At 73.9% G+C, this 26,305-nt stretch carries 19 protein-coding genes; 12 read left to right on the forward strand and 7 right to left on the reverse strand.

Features of this window, described 5'->3' with window-relative positions:
• Positions 1 to 33 precede the first annotated feature (33 nt).
• From ACLJTM_RS08000 to ACLJTM_RS08010, 3 genes are read left to right on the forward strand one after another with little or no spacing between them, the layout of a single operon-like run.
• Positions 34 to 960 (forward strand): oxygenase MpaB family protein, encoded by a 927-nt coding sequence (locus ACLJTM_RS08000; RefSeq protein WP_411102721.1) that lies wholly within the window; start codon positions 34 to 36, stop codon positions 958 to 960.
• Positions 942 to 3,017, forward strand: coding sequence for a protein kinase domain-containing protein (locus ACLJTM_RS08005; RefSeq protein ID WP_411102722.1), 2,076 nt, complete (start codon positions 942 to 944; stop codon positions 3,015 to 3,017). The genes ACLJTM_RS08000 and ACLJTM_RS08005 overlap by 19 nt, the downstream gene beginning before the upstream one ends.
• Complete coding sequence (locus tag ACLJTM_RS08010) at positions 3,014 to 4,642, forward strand: phytoene desaturase family protein (protein WP_411102723.1); 1,629 nt, start codon at positions 3,014 to 3,016, stop codon at positions 4,640 to 4,642. The genes ACLJTM_RS08005 and ACLJTM_RS08010 overlap by 4 nt, the downstream gene beginning before the upstream one ends.
• Before the next feature lie 17 nt (positions 4,643 to 4,659).
• Here ACLJTM_RS08010 and ACLJTM_RS08015 read toward each other — a convergent pair whose 3' ends face one another.
• From ACLJTM_RS08015 to ACLJTM_RS08025, 3 genes are all read right to left on the reverse strand, one after another.
• Positions 4,660 to 5,043, reverse strand: coding sequence for a VOC family protein (locus ACLJTM_RS08015; protein ID WP_411102724.1), 384 nt, complete (start codon positions 5,041 to 5,043; stop codon positions 4,660 to 4,662).
• Positions 5,044 to 5,097: 54 nt separating this feature from the next.
• The gene (locus tag ACLJTM_RS08020) at positions 5,098 to 5,544 is read right to left on the reverse strand and encodes a nitroreductase family deazaflavin-dependent oxidoreductase (protein WP_411102725.1); all 447 of its coding nucleotides are present in this window, start codon (positions 5,542 to 5,544) and stop codon (positions 5,098 to 5,100) included.
• A gap of 106 nt (positions 5,545 to 5,650) precedes the next feature.
• Positions 5,651 to 7,507, reverse strand: a complete 1,857-nt coding sequence (locus ACLJTM_RS08025) for a serine hydrolase (protein ID WP_411103268.1) — start codon at positions 7,505 to 7,507, stop codon at positions 5,651 to 5,653.
• A gap of 273 nt (positions 7,508 to 7,780) precedes the next feature.
• Between ACLJTM_RS08025 and ACLJTM_RS08030 the strand changes: the two genes are divergently transcribed.
• From ACLJTM_RS08030 to ACLJTM_RS08040, 3 genes are all read left to right on the forward strand, one after another.
• Entirely contained in the window at positions 7,781 to 8,887 is a 1,107-nt protein-coding gene (locus tag ACLJTM_RS08030) for an NAD(P)H-dependent flavin oxidoreductase (protein WP_411102726.1), read from the forward strand.
• 12 nt (positions 8,888 to 8,899) lie between these two features.
• Positions 8,900 to 10,468 (forward strand): acyl-CoA synthetase, encoded by a 1,569-nt coding sequence (locus tag ACLJTM_RS08035; RefSeq protein ID WP_411102727.1) that lies wholly within the window; start codon positions 8,900 to 8,902, stop codon positions 10,466 to 10,468.
• A gap of 227 nt (positions 10,469 to 10,695) precedes the next feature.
• The gene (locus ACLJTM_RS08040) at positions 10,696 to 11,910 is read left to right on the forward strand and encodes a calcium:proton antiporter (RefSeq protein ID WP_411102728.1); all 1,215 of its coding nucleotides are present in this window, start codon (positions 10,696 to 10,698) and stop codon (positions 11,908 to 11,910) included.
• Positions 11,911 to 12,446: 536 nt separating this feature from the next.
• Here ACLJTM_RS08040 and ACLJTM_RS08045 read toward each other — a convergent pair.
• The 3 genes from ACLJTM_RS08045 to ACLJTM_RS08055 all read right to left on the reverse strand — a co-directional run bounded on the left by ACLJTM_RS08045 (position 12,447) and on the right by ACLJTM_RS08055 (position 16,651).
• Positions 12,447 to 13,337, reverse strand: coding sequence for a YhjD/YihY/BrkB family envelope integrity protein (locus ACLJTM_RS08045; RefSeq protein ID WP_411102729.1), 891 nt, complete (start codon positions 13,335 to 13,337; stop codon positions 12,447 to 12,449).
• Between the two features lie 112 nt (positions 13,338 to 13,449).
• A complete protein-coding gene (gene paaK / locus ACLJTM_RS08050) occupies positions 13,450 to 14,757 on the reverse strand; it encodes a phenylacetate--CoA ligase PaaK (protein WP_411102730.1) in 1,308 nt (435 codons plus the stop codon).
• Positions 14,758 to 15,019: 262 nt separating this feature from the next.
• On the reverse strand, positions 15,020 to 16,651 hold the full coding sequence (locus ACLJTM_RS08055; RefSeq protein WP_411102731.1) for an acyl-CoA synthetase: 1,632 nt from the start codon (positions 16,649 to 16,651) through the stop codon (positions 15,020 to 15,022).
• Between the two features lie 199 nt (positions 16,652 to 16,850).
• Here ACLJTM_RS08055 and ACLJTM_RS08060 point away from each other — a divergent pair, with 199 nt between their 5' ends.
• From ACLJTM_RS08060 to ACLJTM_RS08080, 5 genes are all read left to right on the forward strand, one after another.
• Complete coding sequence (locus ACLJTM_RS08060; protein WP_411102732.1) at positions 16,851 to 17,651, forward strand: crotonase/enoyl-CoA hydratase family protein; 801 nt, start codon at positions 16,851 to 16,853, stop codon at positions 17,649 to 17,651.
• 412 nt (positions 17,652 to 18,063) lie between these two features.
• Positions 18,064 to 19,038, forward strand: a complete 975-nt coding sequence (locus ACLJTM_RS08065) for a Zn-ribbon domain-containing OB-fold protein (protein WP_411102733.1) — start codon at positions 18,064 to 18,066, stop codon at positions 19,036 to 19,038.
• Complete coding sequence (locus ACLJTM_RS08070) at positions 19,038 to 20,105, forward strand: thiolase domain-containing protein (RefSeq protein WP_411102734.1); 1,068 nt, start codon at positions 19,038 to 19,040, stop codon at positions 20,103 to 20,105. Before ACLJTM_RS08065 ends, ACLJTM_RS08070 begins: the two co-directional genes overlap by 1 nt.
• A complete protein-coding gene (locus ACLJTM_RS08075; RefSeq protein WP_411102735.1) occupies positions 20,102 to 21,268 on the forward strand; it encodes a thiolase domain-containing protein in 1,167 nt (388 codons plus the stop codon). Before ACLJTM_RS08070 ends, ACLJTM_RS08075 begins: the two co-directional genes overlap by 4 nt.
• Before the next feature lie 171 nt (positions 21,269 to 21,439).
• On the forward strand, positions 21,440 to 21,667 hold the full coding sequence (locus tag ACLJTM_RS08080; RefSeq protein WP_411103269.1) for a DUF397 domain-containing protein: 228 nt from the start codon (positions 21,440 to 21,442) through the stop codon (positions 21,665 to 21,667).
• 113 nt (positions 21,668 to 21,780) lie between these two features.
• Here the strand turns inward: ACLJTM_RS08080 and ACLJTM_RS08085 are convergent, their stop codons facing one another.
• The gene (locus ACLJTM_RS08085; protein ID WP_411102736.1) at positions 21,781 to 22,566 is read right to left on the reverse strand and encodes a CAP domain-containing protein; all 786 of its coding nucleotides are present in this window, start codon (positions 22,564 to 22,566) and stop codon (positions 21,781 to 21,783) included.
• 550 nt (positions 22,567 to 23,116) lie between these two features.
• Here ACLJTM_RS08085 and ACLJTM_RS08090 point away from each other — a divergent pair.
• Complete coding sequence (locus ACLJTM_RS08090; RefSeq protein WP_411102737.1) at positions 23,117 to 26,146, forward strand: ATP-binding protein; 3,030 nt, start codon at positions 23,117 to 23,119, stop codon at positions 26,144 to 26,146.
• Positions 26,147 to 26,305 lie beyond the last annotated feature (159 nt).

Here is a 26,305-nt window from a genome sequence, read left to right on the forward strand (position 1 = left end):
TCCTGCGAATTCCTGCTCCCCGGAGGTGCGCTCGTGGCCGGACCCGACCCCGGGCTCTACGGGCCGGAGTCCGTGACCTGGCAGTGTCACGGGGATCCGATGATGTGGATCGCCGGGGTGCGGGCGCTGTACCTGCAGGCCCTGCACCCCCGGGCGGTGCGCGGGGTCATGGCGAACTCGGTCTTCGCGCGCGACGCCTGGGGGCGGCTGCTGCGCACCGCCGACTTCGTCGGCACCCTCACCTACGGCACCGCCGAGGCCGCCGAGCGGGCGGGGGAGAAGGTCCGGGAGATCCACCGGAGGCTGTCGGCCACCGACCCGGAGACCGGCCTGGCCTTCCGCGTGGACGAACCCGGACTGCTGCTCTGGGTCCACTGCGCGCAGATCGACAGCTTCCTGCACGTCCTGCGCCGCTCCGGCGTCCCCCTCGGCCCCGCCCAGGCCGACCGCTACGTCGACGAGAACCGGGTCAACGCCCGGCTCGTCGGCCTCGACCCGGCCGCGGTGCCCGCCTGCACCGCGGAGCTCGCGGCGTACTTCGAGCAGGTCCGCCCGCAGCTCGCCGGCGGGACCGACGCCCGTGCCGTGGACGCCTTCCTGCACAGCCCGCCCGTGCCCCCGGCCCTGGTGCCTGGCCGAAACCTGCTGTGGCGCCCGCTCGCTGACCTCGCATACGGTTCCCTCCCCGGCTGGGCGCACCAGCTGTACGGGAGGCCGGCTCCACCCCCTCGCACCATCACCCGCCGCATGCGCCTCACCGGCCGCGTGCTGCGCAGTATTCCCGCAGGTCTGCGATGGCAGCTGCCTCCAGGTCACATCTTGAAAGCGATGCGCCGCATGGGCCCCGGGAGTCGCCCCTCGCCGTACACACTGCGTACATCAGCGGCCATACTGGACGGGCCGGGGAGGGCGTGGCACGACGACGGGGGCGGCTTCAAGACATGGCGGAGTCCAGACTGATCCAGGGCCGGTACCGGTCGCTCGATCTGATCGGGCGCGGCGGCATGGGCGAGGTGTGGCGGGCCCGGGACGAGTCCCTGGGCCGGCAGGTCGCCGTGAAGTGCCTCAAGCCGATCGGCGCCGAGCAGGACGCCCACTTCACCCAGGTGCTGCGCGAGCGCTTCCGACGGGAGGCGCGGGTCGCGGCATCCCTCCAGCACCGCGGGGTCACCGTCGTGCACGACTTCGGCGACGACAGCGCCTCGGGCGGCCCCCTCTACCTGGTCATGGAACTCCTCGAAGGCCGCAACCTCAGCCAGCTCCTGGAGGACAACGAGACGCGCCCGCTGCCCGTGGACGTGGTCGTGGACATCGCCGAGCAGATGGCGGCGGCCCTCGGCTACACGCACGACCAGGGCGTCGTCCACCGGGACCTGAAGCCCGCCAACATCATGCGCCTCACCGACGGCACGGTGAAGATCTGCGACTTCGGCATCGCCCGGCTGGCGGCCGACATCGGCTTCACCGCCAAGCTGACCGGCGGCGGCATGGCCATGGGCACCCCGCACTACATGTCGCCGGAGCAGATCGCGGGCGGCGAGGTCGACCACCGCAGCGACCTCTACTCCCTCGGCTGCGTCCTGTACGAGATCGCCACCGGGGCCCCGCCCTTCGACCTCGGCGACTCCTGGTCCGTCCTGGTCGGCCACCGCGACACCGCGCCCGTACCGCTGCGCGAGCACCGTCCCGAGCTCCCCGGATACTTCGAACGGGTGGTCCTCGACCTGCTCGCCAAGCGCCCCGAGGACCGTCCCGGCGACGCCCGCCACCTGCACCGACGGCTCATCGAGGAGCGCATCGGCCCAGGCTGGCCGCCCGGCCACGCCGGACCGCTCCCCGCGTGGGCGCGCGGTATGACCGCCGGCCGCAAGGCCGGCACCGACGCCCGCCCCGCGAGCGGCGCCTGGGCCGTGCTGACCGGTTCCTGGACGGCCGGCCGGCCCGCCGGGCCGCCGCGGATCGTCCGCCCCGAACCGGCCGCGGACCCGCGGCTCACCGCCGTGTACGGGATCCCGCACAGCCGCGGCGCCGGCGGGACCTCGGGGCAGGACACCGGGGCCGCCGCCCTGGCCGCCGGCCACACCCGGGCCTTCGCGCTGAGCCGGGCCGGCCGGCCCGAGGCCGCCCTCGCCGTGTACCTGACGGTGGCCGAGGGGCGCGCCCGGGTGCTGGGACCCGACCACGCCGACACCCTGGCCGCGCGCCAGGAAGCGGCGTACGAGCTGGGCCGGCTCGGCCGCCACGAGGAGGCGCACGACATCTACCGTGCCGTGCTCGTCGCCCGGGAGCGCACCGCGGGCCCGCGCGACCCCGACACACTGCGCTGCCGCCACAATCTGGCCTGCGCGCTCGGCGCCCTGGGCCGGTACGCCCAGGCGTACGCCACCGCCGCGGAGGTGGCCTCGGTGCGAGCCGCCGTGCTGGGCGCGGAGCACGCCGACACCCTGCTGACCCGCTACGAGGCGGCGTACGCCCTCGGCCGGCTGGAGCGCTGGGAAGAGGCCCTGGACGGCTTCCGGCACGTGGCCGCCGTACGGGAACGCGTCCTCGGCCGCGACCACCCCGACACCCTGGCCGCCCGCTACGAGGTCGGCATCGCGCTGGGGCGCACCGGCCGCACCGCACAGGCCCTCGGCCTGTTCCGGGACCTGGTCCGCGACCGCACCCGCGCATACGGGGCCGCCGACCCGGAGACCCTGCGCGCCCGCCATGTCCTCGGCGTCAACCTGGGCCGGCTGGACCGCTGGGAGGAGGCCGCGGCCGAGGCGGGGCAGGTGGCCGCGGCGCGCGCCGCGGCCCTCGGCGCGGAACATCCGGACACCCTGGCCAGCCGGCGCGAACTCGCCGTGGGCCTCGGCCGGCTGGGCCGCTGGGAGGAGGCGCTGCCGATCTACCGCGAGCTGTCCGGCATCCGCGAGAGGTCCCTGGGCGACGACCATCCGGACACGGCCCTGGCCCACGCCGACGAGGCGCACTGTCTGGAGCGGCTCGGCCAGGTGTGCTACCAAGAGCCATGACTGTCACATGGCACTCCCAGGGCCGTTCCGAGGATCCGGCGCCCTCCGGGAGCGTGCGGCACACCGCCTTCGGCCAGGCCGTCTACGACGCGGTGATCGTGGGCGGCGGGCACAACGGCCTGGTGGCCGCGGCGTACCTGGCGCGGGCGGGCCGTTCCGTGCTGATCCTGGAGCGCCTGGGGCACACCGGCGGCGCCGCGGTCTCCACCCGCCCCTTCGTGGGGGTGGACGCCCGCCTGTCGCGCTACTCCTACCTGGTGTCCCTGCTCCCGGCGAAGATCGTGCGCGATCTGGGCCTGCGGTTCTCGGTGCGGCGGCGCACCGTGTCCTCGTACACCCCGGTGGAGCGCGACGGACGCCCGGGAGGGCTGCTCGTCGGCGGCGGGGAGGAGCGGACCCGGGAGTCCTTCAGGCGGCTGACCGGCTCGGACCGGGAGTACGAGAGCTGGCGGGAGTTCCACGGCACGACCGCGCGGGTCGCCCGCAAGGTGTTCCCCACGCTGACCGGGCCGCTGCCCTCCCGTGAGGAGCTGCGGTCCGCGGTGGACGACGAAGCCGCGTGGCGGATGCTCTTCGAGGAGCCGCTGGGACAGGCCGTGGAACGCTGCTTCACCGACGACCTGGTCCGGGGCGTGGTCCTCACGGACGGTCTGATCGGCACCTTCGCGGACGCGCACGACCCGTCGCTGGCCCAGAACCGGTGCTTCCTCTACCACGTCATCGGCGGCGGGACGGGCGACTGGGACGTGCCGGTCGGCGGCATGGGCGCGCTGACGGACGCGCTGGCCGACGCCGCCCGGCAGGCCGGGGCGGAGATCGCCACGGGGCACGAGGTGCTGCGGATCGACACGGACGGGACCTCACCCGCCGAGGTGGTCTTCCGGACGGCGGCGGGGGAGGGCCGGGTCGTCGGCCGGACCGTGCTGGTGAACGCCTCGCCCCGGGCCCTGTCCGAACTCCTCGGCCAGGCGCCGGAGCAGCCCGCACCCGAAGGCGCGCAGTTGAAGGTCAACATGCTGCTGCGGCGGCTGCCCCGGCTGCGGGACACCACCGTCGACCCCCGTGAGGCCTTCGGCGGCACCTTCCACATCGCCGAGGGGTACGCCGAGCTGGCGCGGGCCCACAAGGAGGCCGCGGCAGGGGAACTGCCCTCGGTGCCGCCCTCGGAGATCTACTGCCACTCGCTGACCGATCCGACGATCCTCGGGCCGGAGCTGACGCGGCAGGGATACCAGACGCTGACCCTCTTCGGGCTGCACACCCCGGCCCGGCTGTTCGGGCACGACAACCAGCAGGCCCGCGAGGTGCTGCTGACGGCGACCCTCGCGCAGCTCGACGCGCACCTGGCGGAGCCGCTCACCGACTGCCTGGCCTTCGACGGCGACGGCCGCCCCTGCATCGAGGCCAAGACGCCGCTGGACCTGGAACGGGAACTGCGCCTGCCCGGCGGGCACATCTTCCACCGCGACCTGTCCTGGCCGTACGCCGACCAGGGCGGCGCGGGCCGCTGGGGCGTGGAGACGGCCCTCCCCCGTGTCCTGCTGTGCGGGGCGGGCGCGGTACGCGGCGGAGGCGTCAGCGGAGTCCCCGGGCACAACGCGGCGATGGCGGTCCTGGGGCACTGAGCGGGGGGGGCCGGGGCTCAGCGGGGTGCGAGCCGGGTGTGCAGCAGGCAGAACTCGTTGCCTTCCGGGTCGGCCAGGACGTGCCAGCTCTCGGCGCCGCTCTGGCCGATGTCCACGCGACGGGCGCCGAGGGCGAGCAGCCGCTCCAACTCGGCGTCCTGGTCGCGGTCGGTGGCATTGACGTCGATGTGCAGCCGCAGCTTCCCGGCCCGCGGGTCCCTGGTGGGGCTGAAGACCAGGACCGGCTCCAGGCCGCCGTGGCCGGCACCGGGCGGCCCGATGGCGATGCTTCCGTCGTCCTCCCGGCCGAGTTCCCGGTAGCCGAGGACCCCGCCCCAGAAGAGGGCGAGCCGGTCGGGGTCGGCGGCGTCGATGACGAGTTCACTGATGCGGGATGCCATGGCCGCCAGCCTAGGGCCCGGGACCCGGACGCCGCCCGCGTACCCGCCGGAGAGCTAGCGGGCCGGCTCGATCACCACGATCGGGATCTCCCGGTCCGTCTTGGCCTGGTACTCGTCGTACGCGGGCCAGTGCCCCACCATCACCGGCCAGTACGCGGCGCGTTCCTCCGGGGTGGCCGTACGGGCCGTGCCCTGCATGATCTCGGGGCCCACCTGGATGCGGACCTCCGGGTGCTCGGAGAGGTTGCGGTACCAGAGCGGATGGGCCGGGTCGCCGCCCTTGGAGGCGACGACCAGGTAGCGGCCGTCGGCCTCGCCGTAGATGAGCGGGGTGCGCACGGGCTTCCCGGACACCCGTCCCAGGGTGGTGAGCAGGAGGGTCTGGGTGCCGTTCCAGAACTGGCCCTCGGCGCCGTTCGACGCCACGTACTGCCGGATGTGGTCCAGGGTCCAGCCGGGCTGGGGGTCGGACGGGTGGTCCCAGTCGATGGCACTGGTCATGGGCGTCTCCTGCCTTCGGGTCGAACGGTCGACGAACCTCCCCAACGAGTACCCGTGCGTGCGGTCACGATGCGCGTGCCGCACGGGGGGCCCGGCGCCGGAGGGGTCAGTCGGCGGACCGGGTCCAGCCCTCGGCCTCGATGCGGGCGGCGTCGGCCGGGCGGTCCTCGGCGAAGAGCAGCCCGGCGGGTTCGGCCACGCGCAGGACGTCCACGTAGATCCCGCGGCCGACGTAGCGGCCGGCCGCGGTGTGCCGCAGCCGCAGCCGGACGCGGCGGCCCGCCCGGTCGGCGGTGAGCGGCGCCTCCAGGCGGTGCCAGATCCGGCCGGACCAGCCTCCGGCGGTGCCGCGCGGCCACTGCTCGGCGGCGCCTCCGGTGGACCGGACGGTACGGAACGCCAGCGCCTCCCATGGTCCGTCGTCGGTGGATGCCTCCAGGTGGAAGGCCCCCTCGCCGGGGACGGTGTCCCACCACACGGCGCACCGCAGCCGGGCGGATGCGCCGGACGGGGTCACCGGCGGCAGGGTGAGGGTGCCCGAGGCGCCGGGTGCGGTCCCGGAGAACCAGGCCGGGCCGCCGTGCCGGGTCCGGACCGGGACGGCGCGGGCGAAGGCGGTGCCCGCGGCGACCCGCGGGGCGCTCCCGGCGCGCCAGGTCCGCACCGGGTGCACGGAGTTGCCGAGCAGGATGAGGAAGGAGTCGGTGGAGGGGTCGAGGACCAGGGAGGTGCCGGTGAAACCGGTGTGGCCGGCGGACTGCGGGGTGGCCATCGCGCCCATGTACCAGTGCTGGTACAGCTCGAACCCCAGGCCGTGGTCGTCCCCGGGGAAGGAGGTGTTGTAGTCGGTGAAGAGGAGTTCGACGGAGGCGGGGCGCAGGATGCGCCGGCCCGCGTAGGCCCCACCGTCCAGGAGGGTGCGGGCGAGGACGGCGAGGTCCCAGGCCGTGCCGAATACGCCGGCGTGGCCCGCGACCCCGCCCAGCGCGTACGCGTTCTCGTCGTGGACCTCGCCCCAGACCAGCCCGCGGTCCAGACCCGACCAGGGCGGCCGCTGCACCTCGGTGGCGGCGATGGTCCGGCGCCAGGACAGGGGCGGGTTGTAGCGGGTGCGGTGCATGCCGAGCGGAGCCGTGATCTCCTCGCGGAGCAGGACGTCCAGGGTGCGGCCGGTGATCCCCTCCAGGAGGAGCTGCAGCGTGATGAGGTTCAGGTCGGAGTACCGGTAGACGGTCCCGGGGGTCTCCTGCGGACGCACCGACCACAGCAGTCTCAGCTGACCCGCACGGGTGGACTCCTGGTAGAACGGCGCCCATGAGCGCAGCCCCGAGGTGTGCGTGAGCAGTTGGCGGACCGTGATCACCTCCTTGCCGCCGCCGGTGAACTCCGGCAGGTAGCGGCGCACCGGCGCCTCCAGCTCCAGCCGTCCGCGCTCCATCTGCTGCACGGCCAGGACGGAGGTGAACAGCTTCGTGAGCGAGGCCAGGTCGAAGACGGTGTCCTCGGCCATGGCGATCCGCTCGGCCGCGGGGAACTCCCGGACCCGGTCGGTCCTGCCGTCGTAGTCGGCATACCGGACGGCGTCCCCCATCGCCCGGTGCAGGGCGACGGTGCGGCCGCGGCCGGCGAGCACCACGGCCCCCGCGTAGTAGGGGTGTTCGGGCGAGGGGCCCAGGAACCGGCGGGCCTCCTCGGCCACCCCTTCGAGGTGCCGCTCCAGCAGCCCCGCCTGGCGCGCGGAACCGTAGCGCAGCCGCAGCCCCTGGAGGGCGCGCCGCTCGGCGGGGCCGCCCGCGGCCCCCGCGGACCCGGGCAGTGCGGCGTGCAGGACGAGGACCCCGCCGAGTGCGAGCAGCCGGGCCCCGAGCCGCCGCCGGCTCACCCCGACGCCCGGGCGTCCCCCGGCCGCGGGGGGCCCGTCCGGGCCGGGCCCGGGGCCGCCGGTCCGCTGCTGCGCCGCCATGCCGGCTGCGCTCCCGCCGTCGCGCGGGACGGCCGTCCTGGCGTCTCCCGCGACCGTGTTCCCCGTGCTGGTGCTCCTCTTCCCCGTGCCGCCGACCGACGCCCCCGTGCCCCGCGTACCGCCCATGTCCGGCCCTCCTGTCCGTGCCTGCGCACGCTAGTGGGTATCTGCCCGCCCACCGCCCGACCTCCGCACCGCAGGACCCGTAAAGAATCTGACACAGCATCAGAAAATCTCTTCCCTCGACTGCCGGGCTGCGGCATCCTGCGGGCCATGGAGACGGAGCTGAGCAAGAAACTGGGAGTCGAGCACGCCATCTTCGGCTTCACGCCCTTCCCGGCGGTCGCCGCCGCGATCACCCGCGCGGGTGGCTTCGGCGTGCTCGGCGCGGTCCGCTACACCGCCCCCGACGACCTCAAGCGCGACCTCGACTGGATGCAGGAGCACACCGACGGCAAGCCGTACGGGCTCGACGTGGTCATGCCCGCCAAGAAAGCCGTCGACGGCATCAGCGAAGCCGACATCGAGGCGATGATCCCGGCCGCCCACCGCGCCTTCGTCCGCGACACCCTCGCCAAGCACCACGTGCCCGAACTCGCCGAAGGCGAGGCATCCGGCTGGCGGATCACGGGCTGGATGGAACAGGTCGCCCGCAACCAGCTCGACGTCGCCTTCGACTATCCCGTCAAACTCCTTGCGAACGCCCTCGGTTCCCCGCCCGCCGACGTCATCCGGCGCGCCCACGACCACGACGTGCTCGTCGCCGCCCTCGCCGGAAGCGCCAAACACGCCCGCCGCCACGCCGAGGCGGGCATCGACGTCGTCGTCGCCCAGGGGTACGAGGCCGGCGGCCACACCGGCGAGATCGCCACCATGGTCCTGGTCCCCGAGATCGTCGAGGCCGTCGCCCCCCTGCCCGTCCTCGCGGCCGGCGGCATCGGCAGCGGCGAGCAGATCGCCGCGGGACTCGCCCTCGGTGCCCAGGGCGCCTGGCTGGGCTCCCTGTGGCTCACCACCACCGAGGCCGACCTGCACTCCCGCGCACTGACCCGCAAACTGCTCGCCGCGGGCTCCGGCGACACGGTCCGCTCCCGCGCCCTCACCGGCAAACCCGCACGCCAGCTGCGCACCGAGTGGACCGACGCCTGGGACGACCCGGAAGGGCCCGGCGCGCTCCCCATGCCGCTCCAGGGGCTCCTGGTCGCCGAAGCGGTCTCGCGCATCCAGAAGTACGAAGTCCAGCCCCTGCTCGGCACCCCCGTGGGCCAGATCGTCGGCCGGATGACCACCGAACGCTCCGTACAGGCCGTCTTCGACGACCTCACCCGCGGGTTCGAGAAAGCCGTCGACCGCATCAACCGCATCGCCGGACGAGCCTGAGGAGGCTGGGAGTTGACCACCACCACGACCGAGCGGCAGCCGCCCAACGGATTCTGGGCCCAGGCGGCCGCCGACCCCGACCGCACCGTCCTGATCACCGCCGAAGGCGAGGAGTGGAGCGCCGCACGGCTGCACACCGACGTCAACCGGCTCGTCCACGGGCTGCGCGCCGCCGGCCTGGAACGGGGCGACGTCTTCGCCGTCGTCCTGCCCAACGGCGTCGAGTTCCTCACCGCGTACCTCGCCGCCTCGCAGGCCGGCTTCTACCTCGTCCCCGTCAACCACCACCTCGTCGGCCCGGAGATCGCCTGGATCGTCTCCGACTCCGGAGCCAGGGTGCTCATCGCCCACGAGCGCTTCGCCGACGCGGCCACCGCCGCCGCCGACGAGGCGGGCCTGCCGGCCGCCGGGCGGTACGCCGTCGGCGCCGTCCCGGGCTTCCGCCCGTACCGCGACCTCCTGGAGGGGCAGCCCGGCACGCCCCCCGAGGGGCGCACCCTGGGCTGGGTCATGAACTACACCTCCGGCACCACCGGCCGCCCGCGCGGCATCCGCCGCCCGCTGCCCGGCAAGCTCCCGGAAGAGACGTACCTCGGCGGGTTCCTCGGGATCTTCGGCATCCGCCCCTTCGACGACAACGTGCACCTGGTGTGCTCGCCGCTCTACCACACGGCCGTCCTCCAGTTCGCCGGCGCGGCCCTGCACATCGGGCACCCGCTGGTGCTGATGGACAAGTGGGCCCCGCAGGAGATGCTGCGCCTGATCGACGCCCACGCGTGCACGCACACCCACATGGTCCCCACGCAGTTCCACCGGCTGCTGGCGCTGCCGCAGGAGACGAAGGACGCCTACGACGTCTCCTCCATGCGGCACGCCATCCACGGCGCCGCGCCCTGCCCCGACCACGTCAAGCGGGCGATGATCGAGTGGTGGGGGCACTGCGTGGAGGAGTACTACGCGGCGAGCGAGGGCGGCGGCGCCTTCGCGACCGCGGAGGACTGGCTGAAGAAGCCCGGAACGGTCGGCAAGGCCTGGCCGATCAGTGAGCTGGCCGTCTTCGACGACGACGGCAACCGGCTCCCGCCCGGTGAGCTCGGCACCGTCTACCTGAAGATGAACACCGGCGGGTTCAGCTACCACAAGGACGAGGGGAAGACCCGCAAGAACCGCATCGGCGACTTCTTCACCGTCGGCGACCTGGGGCTGCTGGACGAGGACGGGTACCTCTTCCTCCGCGACCGCAAGATCGACATGATCATCTCGGGCGGGGTGAACATCTACCCCGCCGAGATCGAATCCGCTCTGCTCACGCATCCGGCGGTCGCCGACGCCGCGGCCTTCGGCATCCCGCACGCCTCCTGGGGCGAGGAGGTCAAGGCCGTCATCGAACCGGCGGAGGGGTTCGCGCCGGGGGATGCGCTGGCCGCGGAGATCCTGCACCACTGCGAGCGCCGGTTGGCGGGCTACAAGCGGCCCAAGTCGGTGGACTTCGTCGAGACGATGCCGCGCGACCCCAACGGCAAGCTGTACAAGCGCCGGCTGCGGGACCCGTACTGGGAGGGCCACGAGCGCGCGATGTGACGGGCCGGGCGGGCCTCGCGGGTCCTGTGGTCAGGGTGCCGGGTGCCGGGCCCCGCGGTGCGGGTCCTGTGGTCCGGGTCCCGGGTCCCGGGTCCCTGGGTCCTGGGTCCGGGGTCGCTGCCACGTGGGGGCGCCGCGCCCGGGGGAATGGTGAGAATCGCCACGTCAAGGCCTCGGGGGCGCGCCTTGCACCGCACCGGGGGGACAGTTCTGGCAACTTGGCTGATATGAGGACGGCAACGCACAGATCCCCCCTGACCGACTGGACCGTCGTGGTCCCCGTGGTGGCCCTCGCCGCGCTCGCCTTCAGCTGGGGGCGCGATCTGCCCGCGTGGGCGGTGGCGGTGGTCTCGCTGTGCCTCGCGGGAGCGGTGCTGGCGGCCGTCCACCACGCAGAGGTCGTCGCCCTCCGGGTCGGCGAGCCCTTCGGCTCACTGGTCCTCGCCGTCGCCGTCACCGTCATCGAAGTGGCCCTCATCGTCACCCTGATGGCCGATGGCGGCGACAAGAGCTCCACCCTCGCCCGCGACACCGTCTTCGCCGCCGTCATGATCACCTGCAACGGCATCATCGGCCTGTCGCTCTTCGTCGGCGCCCTGCGCAACCGGGTCGCCGTCTTCAACGCCGAAGGCTCCGGCGCGGCCCTCGCGACCGTCGCGACCCTCGCCGTCCTCAGCCTCGTCCTGCCGACCTTCACCACCTCGGAGCCCGGCCCCCAGTTCTCCACCGCCCAGCTGACCTTCGCCGCCGTCGCCTCGCTCGCCCTCTACGGGCTGTTCATCGCCGTGCAGACGGTCCGTCACCGGGACTACTTCCTCCCCGTGGACACCCGGCGCAGCCGCGTCACGCAGCCCCCCGCGCCGGCCCCGGCCTCCGCCTTCGCCGTACCCGCCGCCGCCGGCCCGGGCCCGGCCGCGGAATCCGGCCCTGGCACGGGCTCCGGCCCGGTTGCCGGCGAGGACGACGAGCACGCCGAACCGCCCACCGTCCGCGCCGCACTGACCAGCCTCGGACTGCTCCTCGTCGCGCTCGTCGCGGTCGTCGGCAACGCCAAGGCGGTCTCCCCGACCATCGAGGCGGGCGTCGCCGACGCGGGCCTGCCGAACGCCGTCGTCGGTGTGATCATCGCCCTGCTGGTGCTGCTGCCCGAGACCCTGGCGGCCGTCCGCGCCGCTCGCCGCGACCGCGTCCAGACCAGCCTCAACCTGGGCTACGGGTCCGCGATCGCCAGCATCGGCCTGACCATTCCCGCCATCGCCCTGGCCTCGGTGTGGCTCTCCGGACCGCTCACCCTCGGCCTCGGCCCGGTCCACATGGTGCTGCTCGCCCTCACCGTCGTCGTCAGCGCCCTGACCATCGCCCCGGGCCGCGCCACCCTGCTCCAGGGCGGAGTCCACCTCGTCCTCTTCGCGGGCTTCCTCTTCCTCGCCGTCAGTCCGTGAGGGCCGTCGCGCCGACGGGGGCGTGAGCGGCACCGGCCCGGGCCCTGCGCCCAGGCCCCGGCGGCCGGCCGCATCGGGCGGAGCCCGGCCGGTCTGCCGCCGGAGCCGCATGCAGGCTTCGATCACGGTGCAGTCCCGAACGGACCGGCGGCGGCCCGCGTCACGGAGCCGGTACGGCGCCACACGGGCGACGGACGGGTCGGGGACGCGCACCTCGGGCGGTGTGCTCCACGCCTTGCGGCAGGTCGAGGATGCGCCGTACCCGTACCCGTACCCGCGATGGCGGAGGCGGCCGTGGCCGGGCTGCCCGACGAGCGGTGGGATCGAGGCCGTGACGGCGGTGGTGGTACCGGGCGCCGAGGTGACAGGGGCCGACCTGCCGGCGTACGGACCGGAGCGGCAGCGCACTTCAGGCGCCGGAGCCGGTGCTGTTCGTGGCAGCCCTGTCGCGCCACGCCGGCGGCAGAGATCCTCCGGCGGGGGCTGTGCGACCGCTTCCCGGGGCCGGTGGGCACGGCGGATTGAACGGGCCGAGCTCAGTCCCGTACCGGTCCGGAACCGGAACCGGAACCGGAACCGGTGTCCGGGTGGGGGGAGGGCGGGTCCTGCGGCGGTAGGAGTCCGCTGCCGCGCAGGCGCCGGAGCGTGAGGTGTTCGTGCAGGAGGCGGCCGACGAGCGCCCCGCCGTAGACCACGAAACCGACGCCGACCAGCCAGGACTGGACGACGAGGAGCGTGCCGAACGGGCCGTACGTCACGGCGTTCGAGGCGATCAGTGGGGAGAACACCAGCTGGGAGAAGACCCGCAGCCCCAGCAGCCCCAGGCTGGTCGCCACCGCACCCGGGACCAGGGCCCGCCAGCGGACCCGGCCGCCGAGCAGCAGCCGCTGCGAGCCCCAGAAGAACAGACAGGTGCCGAAGAGGTCGCCGAGGGTGCCGAGGACCGTGCCGACGGCGTCGTGCGAAGGGGCCGGGATCAGGACGAGCAGGGCAAGGTAGCAGACCAGCAGGGCGAGCCAGATGACGTGCCGCCACATGGTGTGCCAGCGGGCGGTCGGCACGTCCCAGACCTTCTCGTACCCGGTCTGCACCGCCGAGCCGAAGGTCAGGCCGAACACGGCGAGGGCGGCCAGGCCGAAGGCCGTGGTCCGCTCCAGGGCCAGATCGGCCGCGCCGAACACCATCTCGACCCGGGTGCGTGAGGACTCGGTGACCCCGAGGGCCTGGCCCAGCCACCGGCCGAAGCCCGAGCCGCTGCCGGGCGCGGCAGCCGCGACGACCACCAGCAGCGGCACCAGGGTGAGGAATCCGAGCGCGGCGAAACCCATCGCCCGGTGCATCAGCTCCATCTCCCGGCCACGGCTCCAGGCAAGCCCGGCAGGGGAGCCCTGGAGCCGGTCGTGGAGCCGCCGGAGGAACGAGGTCACGCCTCATGCACTACCCGCAGCACCCTCCCGGCTCCCGGGAGCGGACCCCAAGTGAGCCCGAAGGGGTGGTTTCCGTGCTCCGCAGGAGGCGGGGGAGGAGCGCCCGTACGCCTCAGCCCCGGTCCTTCTCCCGGAGGTCGACCAGCCGCCGGATCTTCCCCACCGAGCGCTCCAGCGTCTCCGGTTCGACCACCTCCACCGCCACGGAGAGCCCGATGCCCTCCTTGACCGCCCGGACCACGCGGGCCGCCGCGGCCTCCCGGTCCGCGGACCCGGTCTCCCGGCGGGCTTCCACCCGGACGGTCAGCGAGTCCATCCGCCCCTGCCGGGTCAGCCGGAGCTGGAAGTGCGGGGCCAGCCCCGGCGTCCGCAGCAGGACCTCCTCGATCTGCGTCGGGTACAGGTTCACCCCGCGCACGATGATCATGTCGTCGGTCCGGCCGGTGACCTTCTCCATCCGGCGGAAGGACGGCCGGGCCGTGCCGGGCAGCAGCCGGGTCAGGTCGCGGGTGCGGTAGCGGATGACCGGCATGGCCTCCTTGGTCAGCGAGGTGAACACCAGCTCGCCGGGCTCGCCCTCCGGCAGTACCGCCCCGGTCAGCGGGTCGATCACCTCCGGGTAGAAGTGGTCTTCCCATAGGTGGAGCCCGTCCTTGGTCTCCACGCACTCCTGGGCCACTCCCGGCCCCATGACCTCGGACAGGCCGTAGATGTCCACGGCGTCGATGCCGAGGCGCCCCTCCATCTCCCCGCGCATCTCCTCGGTCCACGGCTCCGCGCCGAAGACCCCGGTCCGCAGCGAGGTCGCCCGGGGGTCCATCCCCTGGCGCTCCATCTCGTCCAGCAGGGTCAGCATGTAGGAGGGGGTGACCATGATGACCTCGGGGCGGAAGTCCTGGAGGAGCCGGACCTGGCGGTCCGTCATGCCGCCGGACGCGGGGACGACCGTACAGCCGAGGCGCTCGGCGCCGTAATGGGCGCCGAGGCCGCCCGTGAAGAGCCCGTACCCGTAGGCGATGTGGACGAGCTGGCCCGGCCGTGCGCCCGCGGCGCGCAGGGACCGGGCCACGACATCGGCCCAGGTGGCGAGGTCTCCCTCGGTGTACCCGACGACGGTGGGGCGCCCGGTGGTGCCGCTGGAGGCGTGGATGCGCCGCACCTCGGAGCGGGGCACGGCGAACATCCCGAAGGGGTACTGCTCGCGCAGGTCGGCCTTGGTGGTGAAGGGGAAAAGGGCGAGGTCCGCGAGGGAGCGGCAGTCGTCGGGGTGCACCCCGGCCTTCTCGAAGGCCTGCCGGTAGAAGGGCACGTGCTCGTAGACCCGGTGCAGGGTCGCCCGGAGCCGGGTCAGCTGGAGCGCGGCCAGCTCGTCGGGGCCCAGACGCTCGCCCTCGTCGTGTCCCTCCGCGTACGCCGTCATGCCGCCACCTCACCGTGAGCCACCCGACCGATCATTCGGTAGATTGCCGGACCCCGGCGGGGAAATCAATGACTCGAACGAGTGATCGCCCATTTCCCGGCCCCGCCGCGCCCCGGACACGAGCCCCCGCCCCGGACGCGAGCCTCCGCCCCGGACGCGAGTCCCATCCCGGGCGCGAGTCCCGCCCCGGACGCGGGGAAGGACCCGCCCCGTCCGGGCGGGTCCTTGCGCGCGGCTCCCGGCGGGGCCTGGTGGCGGCGGCCTAGCAGGGCGTGTCGGCCTGGGTCGCCACCGACTTCGCCCAGCGGTAGTCCGCCTTGCCGCTGGGGGAGCGCTGGATGGCCGGGGCGATGACCAGCTGGCGCGGGATCTTGTAACCCGCGAGCCGGGTGCGGCAGTGCGTCTGGATCTCCTCCAGCGTCGGGGCCGGCGCGCCCGGGCGGACCTGCACCACCGCCGCGACGTGGCTGCCCCAGGTCGGGTCCGGGACACCGGCGACCAAGGCGTCGTACACGTCCGGGTGCGACTTCAGCGCCTGCTCGACCTCTTCGGGGTAGACCTTCTCGCCGCCCGTGTTGATGCACTGCGAACCCCGGCCGAGGACCGTGACGATGCCCGAGGCGTCGACGGTCGCCATGTCGCCGAGCAGTACCCAGCGGTCCGCGCCCTTCTGGAAGAAGGTCTCGGCGGTCTTGGCCGGGTCGTTGTAGTACCCGAGCGGTACGTGCCCCCGCTGGGCCAGCCGTCCGGGGACGCCCACCGGGACGGGCTCGTGCGTCACCGGGTCCACCACCCGGGTGCGTTCGTTGACTTCGAGGCGGAAGCCCTTCTCGGGGCCGGAGTCGGCGGCCGCCTTGCCGTTCGAACCGGATTCCGAGGAACCGAAGTTGTTCAGCAGGACCACGTTCGGGACGAGCCGCTGGAACTCGGCGCGCACCGTCTCGGACATGATCGCCCCCGAGGAGGAGACGCTGAACAGCGAGGACAGATCCGTCCCCCGGAGCGGCCCCTTCAACGCGTCGATGAGCGGGCGGAGCATCGCGTCCCCCACCAGTGACACGCTCGACACCTTCTCCTTCTCGATGGTGCGCAGCAGCTCCTCCGGCACGAACTTGCGGTGGATCACCACCCGCTGCCCGTAGTTGAAGGCGATGAACGAGGTCAGGGTCGACGTGCCGTGCATCAGCGGGGGAGCGGGGAAGAAGGTGAGCCCGGAACCCCGCCCGGCGGCCCGCTCGGCCAGCTCCTCGGGCCGTTTCACCGGCTCGCCCGAGGGCTCCCCGCCGAACAGGCCGGCGAAGAAGAGGTCCTCGGCCCGCCACATGACGCCCTTGGGCATCCCGGTGGTGCCGCCGGTGTAGATGATGAACAGGTCGTCCGGACTGCGGGGCGGGAAGCCCCGTTCCGGTGAGCCGGCGGCCTCGGCGTCCTGGAACGCGATCGGCTCCACCGCGGGCCCGGGCGCGCCCTCGGGGGCGGGTCCCACCCGGACCAGGTGCCGGAGCTTCGTGGTCTGCGGCAGCGCGGCGGCCACCCGCTCCGTGAACTCGCCCTCGTAGACCAGTGCGGCGAGGTCGGCGTCGTTGTAGAGGTAGACCAGTTCCTCCTCGACGTAGCGGTAGTTGACGTTCACCGGGACCAGCCGGGCCTTCAGGCAGGCCAGCACGGTCTGCAGGTACTCGACACCGTTGTAGAGGTGCAGCCCCAGGTGCTCGCCGGGCTCCAGTCCGCTGTCCAGCAGGTGGTGGGCGATCCGGTTCGCCGCGGCGTCCAGTTCCGCGTAGGTCAGGCGGCGCTCGGCGCCGGTCCCTGGGTGGTCCACGTAGACGAGGGCCTCACGGTCCGGGACCACGTCCACGACCGACTCGAACAGGTCGGCAAGGTTGTACTCCACCGTTCCTCCTGACCGCGGGAGTTCCCATGGCCGGCCCCATGGCCGGCCCCATGGCTGTTCTGCTCGGCGGTCATTAGAGCGCCGCCGCACCCAACTGGGAAGGGAGCCGCCCAAGAAAACTGACTGGGTGTCAGAAAACTATTGAACTGCACCCGCCCCTACTGCAACCTGTTCTAGGTCTTGAGACGGGAGGACGGCAATGGGTGGGACGGAACACCTGACCGTGGAACGGCACGGCGCCACGCTGGTGCTCACCATGAACAGGCCCGAGGCGAAGAACGCGCTCTCGCTGCCGCTGCTGGTGGGGCTCTACGACGGGTGGCTGGAGGCCGACGCCGACGACTCGGTGCGCTCGGTCGTCCTGACCGGCGCGGGCGGGGACTTCTGCGCGGGCATGGACCTCAAGGCGCTGGCCGGGAAGGGCATGGCGGGCGACGAGTACCGCGACCGGCTGAAGGCCGACCCCGACCTGCACTGGAAGGCGATGCTCCGCCACCACCGCCCGCGCAAGCCGGTAATCGCGGCCGTGGAGGGGTACTGCGTGGCCGGCGGGACCGAGATCCTCCAGGGCACCGACATCCGCGTCGCCGGTGAGGGCGCCACCTTCGGGCTCTTCGAGGTCAAGCGGGGACTGTTCCCGATCGGCGGCTCGACGGTGCGGCTGCCGCGGCAGGTCCCGCGGACCCACGCCCTGGAGATGCTGCTGACCGGACGGCCGTACTCGGCCGGGGAGGCGGCGCGGATCGGCCTGGTCGGCCGCGTGGTGCCGGACGGGACGGCGCTGGACGAGGCCCTGGAGATCGCCGAGCAGGTCAACGCGTGCGGGCCGCTCGCCGTGGAGGCCGTCAAGGCCTCGGTGTACGCCACCGCCGAGATGACGGAGACGGAGGGTCTGGCCGCGGAACTCATCCGGGGATGGCCGGTCTTCGACACGGCCGATGCGAAGGAGGGGGCGCGCGCCTTCGCGGAGAAGAGGCCCGCGGTGTACAGGCGCGAGTAGCCCTGCCGGGACAGCCCGGCGTGACGGGGTCGCCGTGCCCCACTGCCGGGGCTCCGCCCCCGCGCCCCGCACCCCGTGCCCCGCCCCTTCCGCGCCCCGCGGCCCGTGCCCCGAGCCCCGAGCCCCGTACTCCGTTCCCCGCGGCCCGAGCCCCGAGCCCCGTACTCCGTGCCCCCGAGCTCCGTGCCTCCGCACCCCGCGCCTCACGCGCCGGCGGGGCCGGATGGCCGGGTCCGGCGGCGCGTGGGGCCGCACGGAGGTGGCCTCAGGCGCGCCGGCCGGCCGGGCGGCCGGGCCCGGCGGTGCGTGGAGGGGGTGGCTGCGCGGCTCGTCCGCGGTTGTGCTCGTGCAGGTTTTCCCACCCACCCACCCACCCGTTCCGTTCCGTTCCGTTCCGAACATGGAGAGGCCCATGACAGCCGCCGCATCCCCGCCCGAGGTGCTCCGCGCGCCCCTCGTCGTCGAGTTCCCCTTCACCCGGTCCCTGGGGCCCGTCCAGTCCGCCTTCCTCACCGGCCTGCGCGAAGGCGTCCTGCTCGGGGTGCGGACCTCCGACGGCACGGTGATGGTGCCGCCCGCCGAGTACGACCCCGTCACCGCCGAAGAGATCCGCGAGCTCGTCGAAGTCGGCTGCACCGGTACCGTGACCACCTGGGCGTGGAACGGCTCCCCCCGCCCCCAGCAGCCCCTCGACACCCCTTTCGCCTGGGTGCTGGTCCGGCTCGACGGCGCGGACACCGCCCTGCTGCACGCCCTCGACGTCCCCGGGCCCGAGGCCGTCCGCACCGGCATGCGGGTACGGGTGCGCTGGGCGGCCCAACGGTCCGGTGCCATCACCGACATCGCCTGCTTCGAACCCCGCGACGCCCCCGCCGACCAGCCGGCGGCCGACGGGCCCGCCGCCCACGACGGCCGCTTCGAGGAGCCCGTCACCGGGATCGTCGCCCAGGCCCGCCTGGACTACACGTACAGCCCCGGCCGCGCCCAGACGGCCTACATCAACGGGCTGTCCGAGCGCAAGACGGTCGGCGAGCGCTGCCCCTCCTGCCACAAGGTGTACGTCCCGCCCCGCGGCGCCTGCCCCACCTGCGGGATCGCCACCACCGACCAGGTCGAGGTCGGCCCGGCCGGCACGGTCACCACGTACTGCATCGTCAACATCAAGGCGGCGAACCTCGACATCGACGTCCCGTACGTCTACGCCCACATCGCCCTGGACGGCGCCGGCCTCGCCCTGCACGGCCGGATCGGCGGCATCCCCTACGACCAGGTCCGCATGGGCCTGCGCGTCGAACCCGTGTGGACCGAAGGCGGCCGCTACCCCGACCACTACCGTCCCACCGGCGAACCGGACGCGGACTACGACGCGTACAAGGAGCTCATCTGATGCCGCCGACGCCGAGGTACGCCCGCGACGTGGCCGTCGTCGCCTTCGCGCAGAGCGACCACCTGCGCCGCACCGACGAACTCAGCGAAGTGGAAATGGTGATGCCGGTCCTCCACCAGGTGCTCGCCGCGACCGGCCTGAAAGCCGGTCAGATCGGCTTCACCTGCTCCGGCTCCAGCGACTACCTCGCGGGCCGGGCCTTCTCCTTCACCATGACCCTCGACGGGGTCGGCGCCTGGCCGCCGATCTCCGAGTCCCACGTGGAGATGGACGGCGCCTGGGCCCTCTACGAGGCCTGGGTCAAGATCCAGACCGGCGAGGCCGACACCGCGCTCGTCTACTCCTACGGAAAGTCCTCACCCGGATCCGTACGCGACGTGCTGACCCGCCAGCTGGACCCGTACTACCTCGCCCCGCTCTGGCCCGACTCGGTGGCCCTGGCGGCCCTCCAGGCCCAGGCCCTGATCGACGCGGGCGAGACCGACGAGAGCGCCCTCGCCGCCATCGGCGCCCGCAGCCGGGCCGCGGCCACCACCAACCCGTACGCCCAGCTCACCGGCGCCGTCCCGCAGGGCGACTACCAGGTGGCCCCGCTGCGCACCGGGGACTGCCCGCCCATCGGCGACGGCGCGGCCGCCGTCGTCCTCGCCGCGGGCGACACCGCCCGGCGGCTGTGCGGGCGGCCCGCCTGGATCACCGGCATCGACCACCGGATCGAGGCGCACGGCCTGGGCCTGCGCGACCTCACCGACTCCCCGTCCACCCGGATCGCCGCCGAGCGCGCAGGGCTCTTCGAAGGACCGGTCGACACGGCCGAACTGCACGCCCCGTTCACCTCCCAGGAGGTCGTGCTCCGCAAGGTCCTCGGCCTCGGCGAGGACGTCACGGTCAACCCCTCGGGCGGGGCGCTCGCCGCCAACCCGATGATGGCGGCCGGCTTGATCCGGATCGGCGAAGCCGCCGCGCGCATCCACCGCGGGGAGTCGCACCGGGCCGTCGCCCACGCCACCTCCGGCCCCTGCCTCCAGCAGAACCTGGTCGCCGTCCTGGAAGGGGACCGAGCATGAGCAAGGAGCCCGTGGCCGTCATCGGCGTCGGCCAGACCAAGCACGTCGCCGCCCGCCACGACGTGTCCATCGCCGGACTCGTCCGGGAAGCGGCGGTGCGCGCCCTCGCGGACGCCGAACTCACCTGGGCGGACATCGACGCAGTCGTCATCGGCAAGGCCCCCGACTTCTTCGAGGGCGTGATGATGCCGGAGCTGTACCTGGCGGACGCACTGGGCGCCGTCGGCAAACCGATGCTGCGGGTGCACACGGCCGGCTCGGTCGGCGGCTCCACCGCCCTGGTCGCCTCCAACCTGGTCGCGGCCCGCGTCCACCGCACCGTCCTGACCCTCGCCTTCGAGAAGCAGTCCGAGTCCAACGCCATGTGGGGGCTGTCGCTGCCCGTCCCCTTCCAGCAGCCCCTGCTCGCCGGGGCGGGCGGGTTCTTCGCCCCGCACGTGCGCGCGTACATGCGGCGCACCGGCGCGCCCGACGCGGTGGGCTCGCTCGTCGCCTACAAGGATCGGCGCAACGCCCTGAAGAACCCCTACGCGCACCTGCACGAGCACGACATCACCCTGGAGAAGGTCCAGGCCTCCCCGATGCTGTGGGACCCCATCCGGTACTCCGAGACCTGCCCCTCCTCCGACGGCGCGTGCGCGATGGTCCTCACCGACCGGGCGGGCGCGGCCCGTGCGCCCCGGCCGCCGGCCTGGGTGCACGGCGGGGCGATGCGCAGCGAGCCCACCCTCTTCGCGGGCAAGGACTTCGTCTCCCCGCAGGCGGGCAAGGACTGCGCGGCCGACGTCTACCGGCAGGCCGGGATCACCGATCCGCGGCGGGAGATCGACGCGGTGGAGATGTACGTGCCGTTCTCCTGGTACGAGCCGATGTGGCTGGAGAACCTCGGCTTCGCCCAGGAGGGCGAAGGGTGGAAGCTCACCGAGGCGGGGGTCACCGAACTCGACGGGGACCTCCCGGTGAACCCGTCGGGCGGGGTGCTGTCCACCAACCCCATCGGCGCCTCCGGCATGATCCGCTTCGCGGAGGCCGCCCTCCAGGTCCGCGGCCAGGCCGGGGAGCACCAGGTCCCGGACGCCCGGCGGGCGCTGGGGCACGCCTACGGAGGCGGCGCGCAGTTCTTCGCGATGTGGCTGGTGGGAACGGAGCCACCGGCCTCCTGACGGAAGCGCCGGCCTCCTGACGGAGCCGCCGGCCTCCTGGCGGACCGGGGCGCGGGCGAAGGGTGCCGCACCGGCCACGGATGACTCACCGTGGCCTGTGCGGCACGCGGCGCGATGGCTAACCTGAGCCTCGGACGACGTACCGGGAGGAGCACGCACGTGGCCGAGAGCATGACTTCGCAGGCCCTGGCCGGCTGGGGCAAGCCGGACCTCGATCTCAGCGGGGCGGACTGGCAGTCGAGCAGCCGGGGAGCAGGTGACGTCCAGATCGCCTTCGTCGAGGGCTTCATCGCGATGCGCAACGGCGACCGACCCGAAAGCCCCTCGCTGATCTTCGCCCCGGACGAGTGGCGCACGTTCGTCCTGAACGCCCGGGGCGGGGAGTTCGACCTGACCTGAGACGGGGCCGTCCCCGCAGACGCGGATGCAGACGCGAGCGCGGCCGGAGCCCCTGCGCGGAGGGGCGGGCCGGCGGGCGGGTGGGGACGGCCGGTGCGGTCGTCCCCACCGGGTCAGCGGGCCGCGCCGAAGGACTGCGTCCAGTAGGAGTTGGGCTGGGCCAGGCCCACGCCGATCTCCTTGAACGAGCAGTTGAGGATGTTCTGGCGGTGGCCCGGGCTGTTCATCCAGCCGGTCATGACCTGTTCGGGCGAGCTGTAGCCGTAGGCGACGTTCTCCCCGTAGGTGCTCCACGTGTAGCCGGCCCGCGTGATCCGCTGGCCCGGGTCGGAGCCGTCGGAGCCGGTGTGCGACATGTTCGCGTGGGCGGCCATGTCCTGGCTGTGGCCCTGCGCGGCGGCCGTCAGCTTCGCGTTGACGGTGAGCGCCGAGCAGCCGGCGGCGGCGCGCTCCTTGTTGACGAGGGCCACCACCTGCGCGACCGGGCCGGAGGCCGGCGCGCTCGGGGTGCCGGTCGCCTTCGAGGGGGCCGGGGCCGGGGCCGCCGGCCGGGTCGTCGGCTTCTTCGGCTGCGGGGCCACGGGCGGCCGGGGGGCCTCGGTGGCGGGCGCGGTCTGCTCCGGGGCCGGTGAGGTCTGCACGGCCGACGGGGTCGCCTCGGTGACGGGGGCCGCGGGGGCCGCCGTCTCGACGGGGGCCGCCTGGTTCTCCACCGGCAGCGGGACGCTGGGGGAGGGCGCAGCGTGGACGGGCCGCACCGTGTGGCGGCCGGCAGTCGGGGATCCGCCGGACCCGGTGTCCAGGCACGCCATGGCGGCCGTGGGTATGCCCACGATCCCGAGCGTGACGGCGGCGATCGATATCTTCTTGGAGTGCCTCTTCTTGCGGTGCTTCTGCATGCCTGACCTCACTTGGTTCTGCGAAGCGTCCTGCGCCCGAGCTGCGTGAATGCCGGGCGGGCCGCCATTCTGAGAAGTCCCTCAACTGCCTGGCAAGTCTGATCACCGGCCCGCGCGGCAGTGCCGCGGCACGGGCTTGAAATGGGCGGACGGTCATGCTGGGCACCCCGGCGCAGGACGCCCGGACCTTGCTGGCAGGGCATCAGAAGCACCTGTGACGAGCTAAGACACCGCATTTCATCCCACTCTGCAAGACGCCCGATCCGGCGGACAGGGGGAATGTCCGTCTCTGCGCGACAAGTCGGTACATGTCGGCAGGGCCTGAGTGGACGTGATGCTTCCGTGATGCGCCGTGGTGTGGTGACGCATGTCACTGTTTCGCCGCGGCAGCCCGCGGCGCTCCACCGGCAGCTACCCCGCCGCCCTGCCCCGGATACACCCCCGAAGAGGTCCGGCACAGAAGATCGGATTCTTTCCCCGCACCGGGGCACCCCGCGCTGTGCGCGGGCGTACGCTGATTCCCTGAACAGGCCTGGGGGGAATACCAGCCATGACGGAATACCGTGCCCGCCGGCACCGCACGATGGTGGAACGCGAGGCCGAACTCGCCACGGTGGACGAGGCCCTGGACCGGCTCACCGGACCGGGCCGCGACTCAGGCGGAGCCCTGCTGGCCTTCTCCGGTCCCGCCGGCCTCGGCAAGACCACGCTGCTCGCCGAGGTGCGCCGCCGCGCCCACGCCCGCTCCTGCACCGTCCTGGCCGCCCGCGGCGGCGAGCAGGAGCAGAGCCAGCCCTTCCACGTGGCCCGCCAGCTCATCCAGCCCCAGCTGGCCGGCACCTCCGAGGAGGAGCTGCGGGCCGCCCTCGGCAGCTGGTACGCCATCGTCGGCCCCGCCCTCGGACTCTGCGCCCCGGAACAAGGCGCCCCGCCCGACCCCCAGGGCCTGCGCGACGGCCTCGACTGGGTCCTCACCCACCTCGTCGTCAAACGGGCACCCGTCGCCCTCGTCCTCGACGACGCGCACTGGGCCGACCCCGAGTCCCTGGGCTGGCTCGCCGCGTACACCCCGCGCACCGAGCACCTGCCCCTGCTCCTCGTCGTCGCCTACCGCCCCGACGAACTGCCCGCCCACGCCGAAGCGTTCCGCACCCTGCCCGGTCGGGCGGGACAGCAACCGCTGCCGCTCGCCCCGCTCACCTCCGGCGCCGTCGCGGCCCTGGTCCGCGAGGTGCTCGGCGACCACGCCGAGGAGGCCTTCTGCCACGAGGTCTGGGCCGTCACCGCCGGCAACCCCTTCGAAGCCGTCGAACTCACGGCCAAGGTCCGCGAGAAAGGCCTCGCCCCGGTCGGCGCGAGCACCCCGCTGCTGCGCGACCTCGCCGCCGCCCAGCGCGGCAGCGGACTCGTCGCCCGCCTCGACCGCCTCGGACCCTCCACCGTCCGTTTCGCCTGGGCCTGCGCCGTCCTCGGCACCGCCATCCCGCGCGACCTCGCCGCCCGGGTGGCCGCCCTGGGCCGTGAGGAGGCCGCCGACGCCACCGCCCGACTGCGCGACGCCCGCATCCTCGCCCCCGCCGGAGCCGCCGCCGAACCCGTCGGACCGGCCGCCGTCTTCCCGGCCCCCGCCGCGGTCCCGGTCGGGTACGGCGCGGCGGACGAGGAGTACGAGGCCGGACTGGAGTTCGTCCACCCCCTCATCGCCACCGCCATCTACCGGGCCATCCCCAAGGCGCTCCGCGTCGCCCTGCACGGCAAGGCCGCCGCGGCCGTCGTCGACGCCGGCCTCGGCTCCTCCGCCGCCGCCCGCCACCTGCTGGAGACCCACCCCGAGAACGACCCCTGGGTGGTGCGGACCCTGCGCGAGGCCGCCGCCGAGAACCTCCGCGCCGGCGCCCCCGAAGCCGCCCGCCGCCAGCTCGCCCGCGCCCTGCTCGAACCCCCGGACTTCGACGAACGCGCCGCCGTCCTGTACGAACTCGGCTGCGCCTCCCTGCTCACCGAGCCGGCCAACACCGTCAACCACCTCAGGGCCGCCCTCGCCGAACCCGTCGACGACACCGCCCTGCGCCAGGGCATCGTCATCCGCCTCGCCCAGGTCCTCGCCCACAGCGACCACCTCTTCGAGGCCTCGGAGCTGCTCGCCGACGAGATCCCGCAGACCCAGGACGTCCGCGCCCGGCTGCGGCTGCAGTCCGAGCAGTTCATGTGGGACGCCTTCAACGCCGCCGAACCCGACTCGCCGGCCCGCTCCCGCCGGCTCGCCAAGCTCGCCGACCGGCTCACCGGCCGCGACCTCACCGAGCGGTACGTCATCGGCCTGCGCACCTGGGACGCCTGCCTGCGCGGCGAACCGGTCGCCGTGGTCCTGCACCACGCCGAGCGCGCCCTGCAGCAGCACCTCAGCTGGGCCCACGAGGACCGCGGCTTCGAGGTCCCGGTACTCGCCGCGATGGTCCACATGTACGCAGACCGGCCCTGGCGGGCCGAGCAGCTCTTCGAAGCGGGCACCGCCGAGTTCGAACGGGAGGGCTGGCGCGGCGCCCACCTGTCCTTCGCCTACAGCCTGCGCGGGTACCTCCGCTACCGGCGCGGGCGGCTCGTCGAGGCGGAGGACCTGGCCCGGGCCGGACTGCGGCTGGCCGAGCGCGTCGGCCGCCGTACGCCCGTCCACTGGTACGCCATAGCCACCCTCGTCACCACCCTGCTGGCCCGCGGGCGGACCGATGAGGCCTGGGAACTCGCCCAGGACCACGAGTACGGCAGGCCCTTCCCCGCCGCCGTGGTCTTCCCGGACGCCCAGACCGTCCACGCCGAGCTGCTGCTGGCCCGCGGCGATGCCAAGGGGGCCGTCGCCGAACTCGAAGCGGTGGACCGCCGGCTGACCCCGCGCGGCATCCAGAACCCCGCCTGGTGCCCGTGGCGGCTGCACCTGGCCCGCGCGGTCGCGGCCGACGACCCGGAGCGGGCCGCGGCCCTGGCCGCCGAAGCCGTCCGGCGGGCCCGCGCCTTCGGCGCCCCGTCGGGCATCGGGCAGGCCCTGCGGGTGGCGGCGGAGGTGTCCGCCCCCGAGGGCCGGGCACTGCTCCTGCGGGAGTCCGTCGCCCTGCTGTCGGCCTCCCCGGCCGGGTACGAACTGGCGCGTGCGCAAGCCGCCCTGGGCCGGGAACTGCGCGACACGCACCTGCTGGAGCGGGCCGTGACAACGGCCCGGGAATGCGGAGCGGACGCCCTGGAGGCAGAGGCCACCGACGATCTGCTCGCGCTGGGCGGCAGCCTGCCCTGCCTGTCCGGGGGAGCGGAGGAAGGGCTCACGGAGGAAGAGCTCCGCGCCGCGGAAGGGGCCGCGCAGCGGGCCGCAGGGACGCCGTGGCCCCCCGGGCCGCAGCCTTCCGACGGGACGGGTCCGGCGCAGGGAGCGCCGGACCCGTCCGCCGACGCCGCCTCCGCCGCCACGACGACGGCCGTGCGCACGGCCGCCGCACCGGACTGGGACCTGTCCGCGGCCTGCCGCAAGCTCGGCACGGACCGCGCAGGACTGCCCGCCGCCCTGGCAGCCCTCACCCGCGGCCCGCACTGACCGGACCCGCACCTCCCGGTCCGCCAGCCGCCCCCGGCGGCGGTGGGCAAGCCCCCGGTTGCCGTGCGCCACCCCGCCCCGGAGCCCCCTACGAGGCCCGCAGACGGGCCGCCGCCCACGCCGGACCGCGCCGACCGTGCCGGGACACGCCACCGCGCC

The organism is Streptomyces sp. cmx-4-9, assembly GCF_046548835.1.
Classification (GTDB): Bacteria; Actinomycetota; Actinomycetes; order Streptomycetales; family Streptomycetaceae; genus Streptomyces.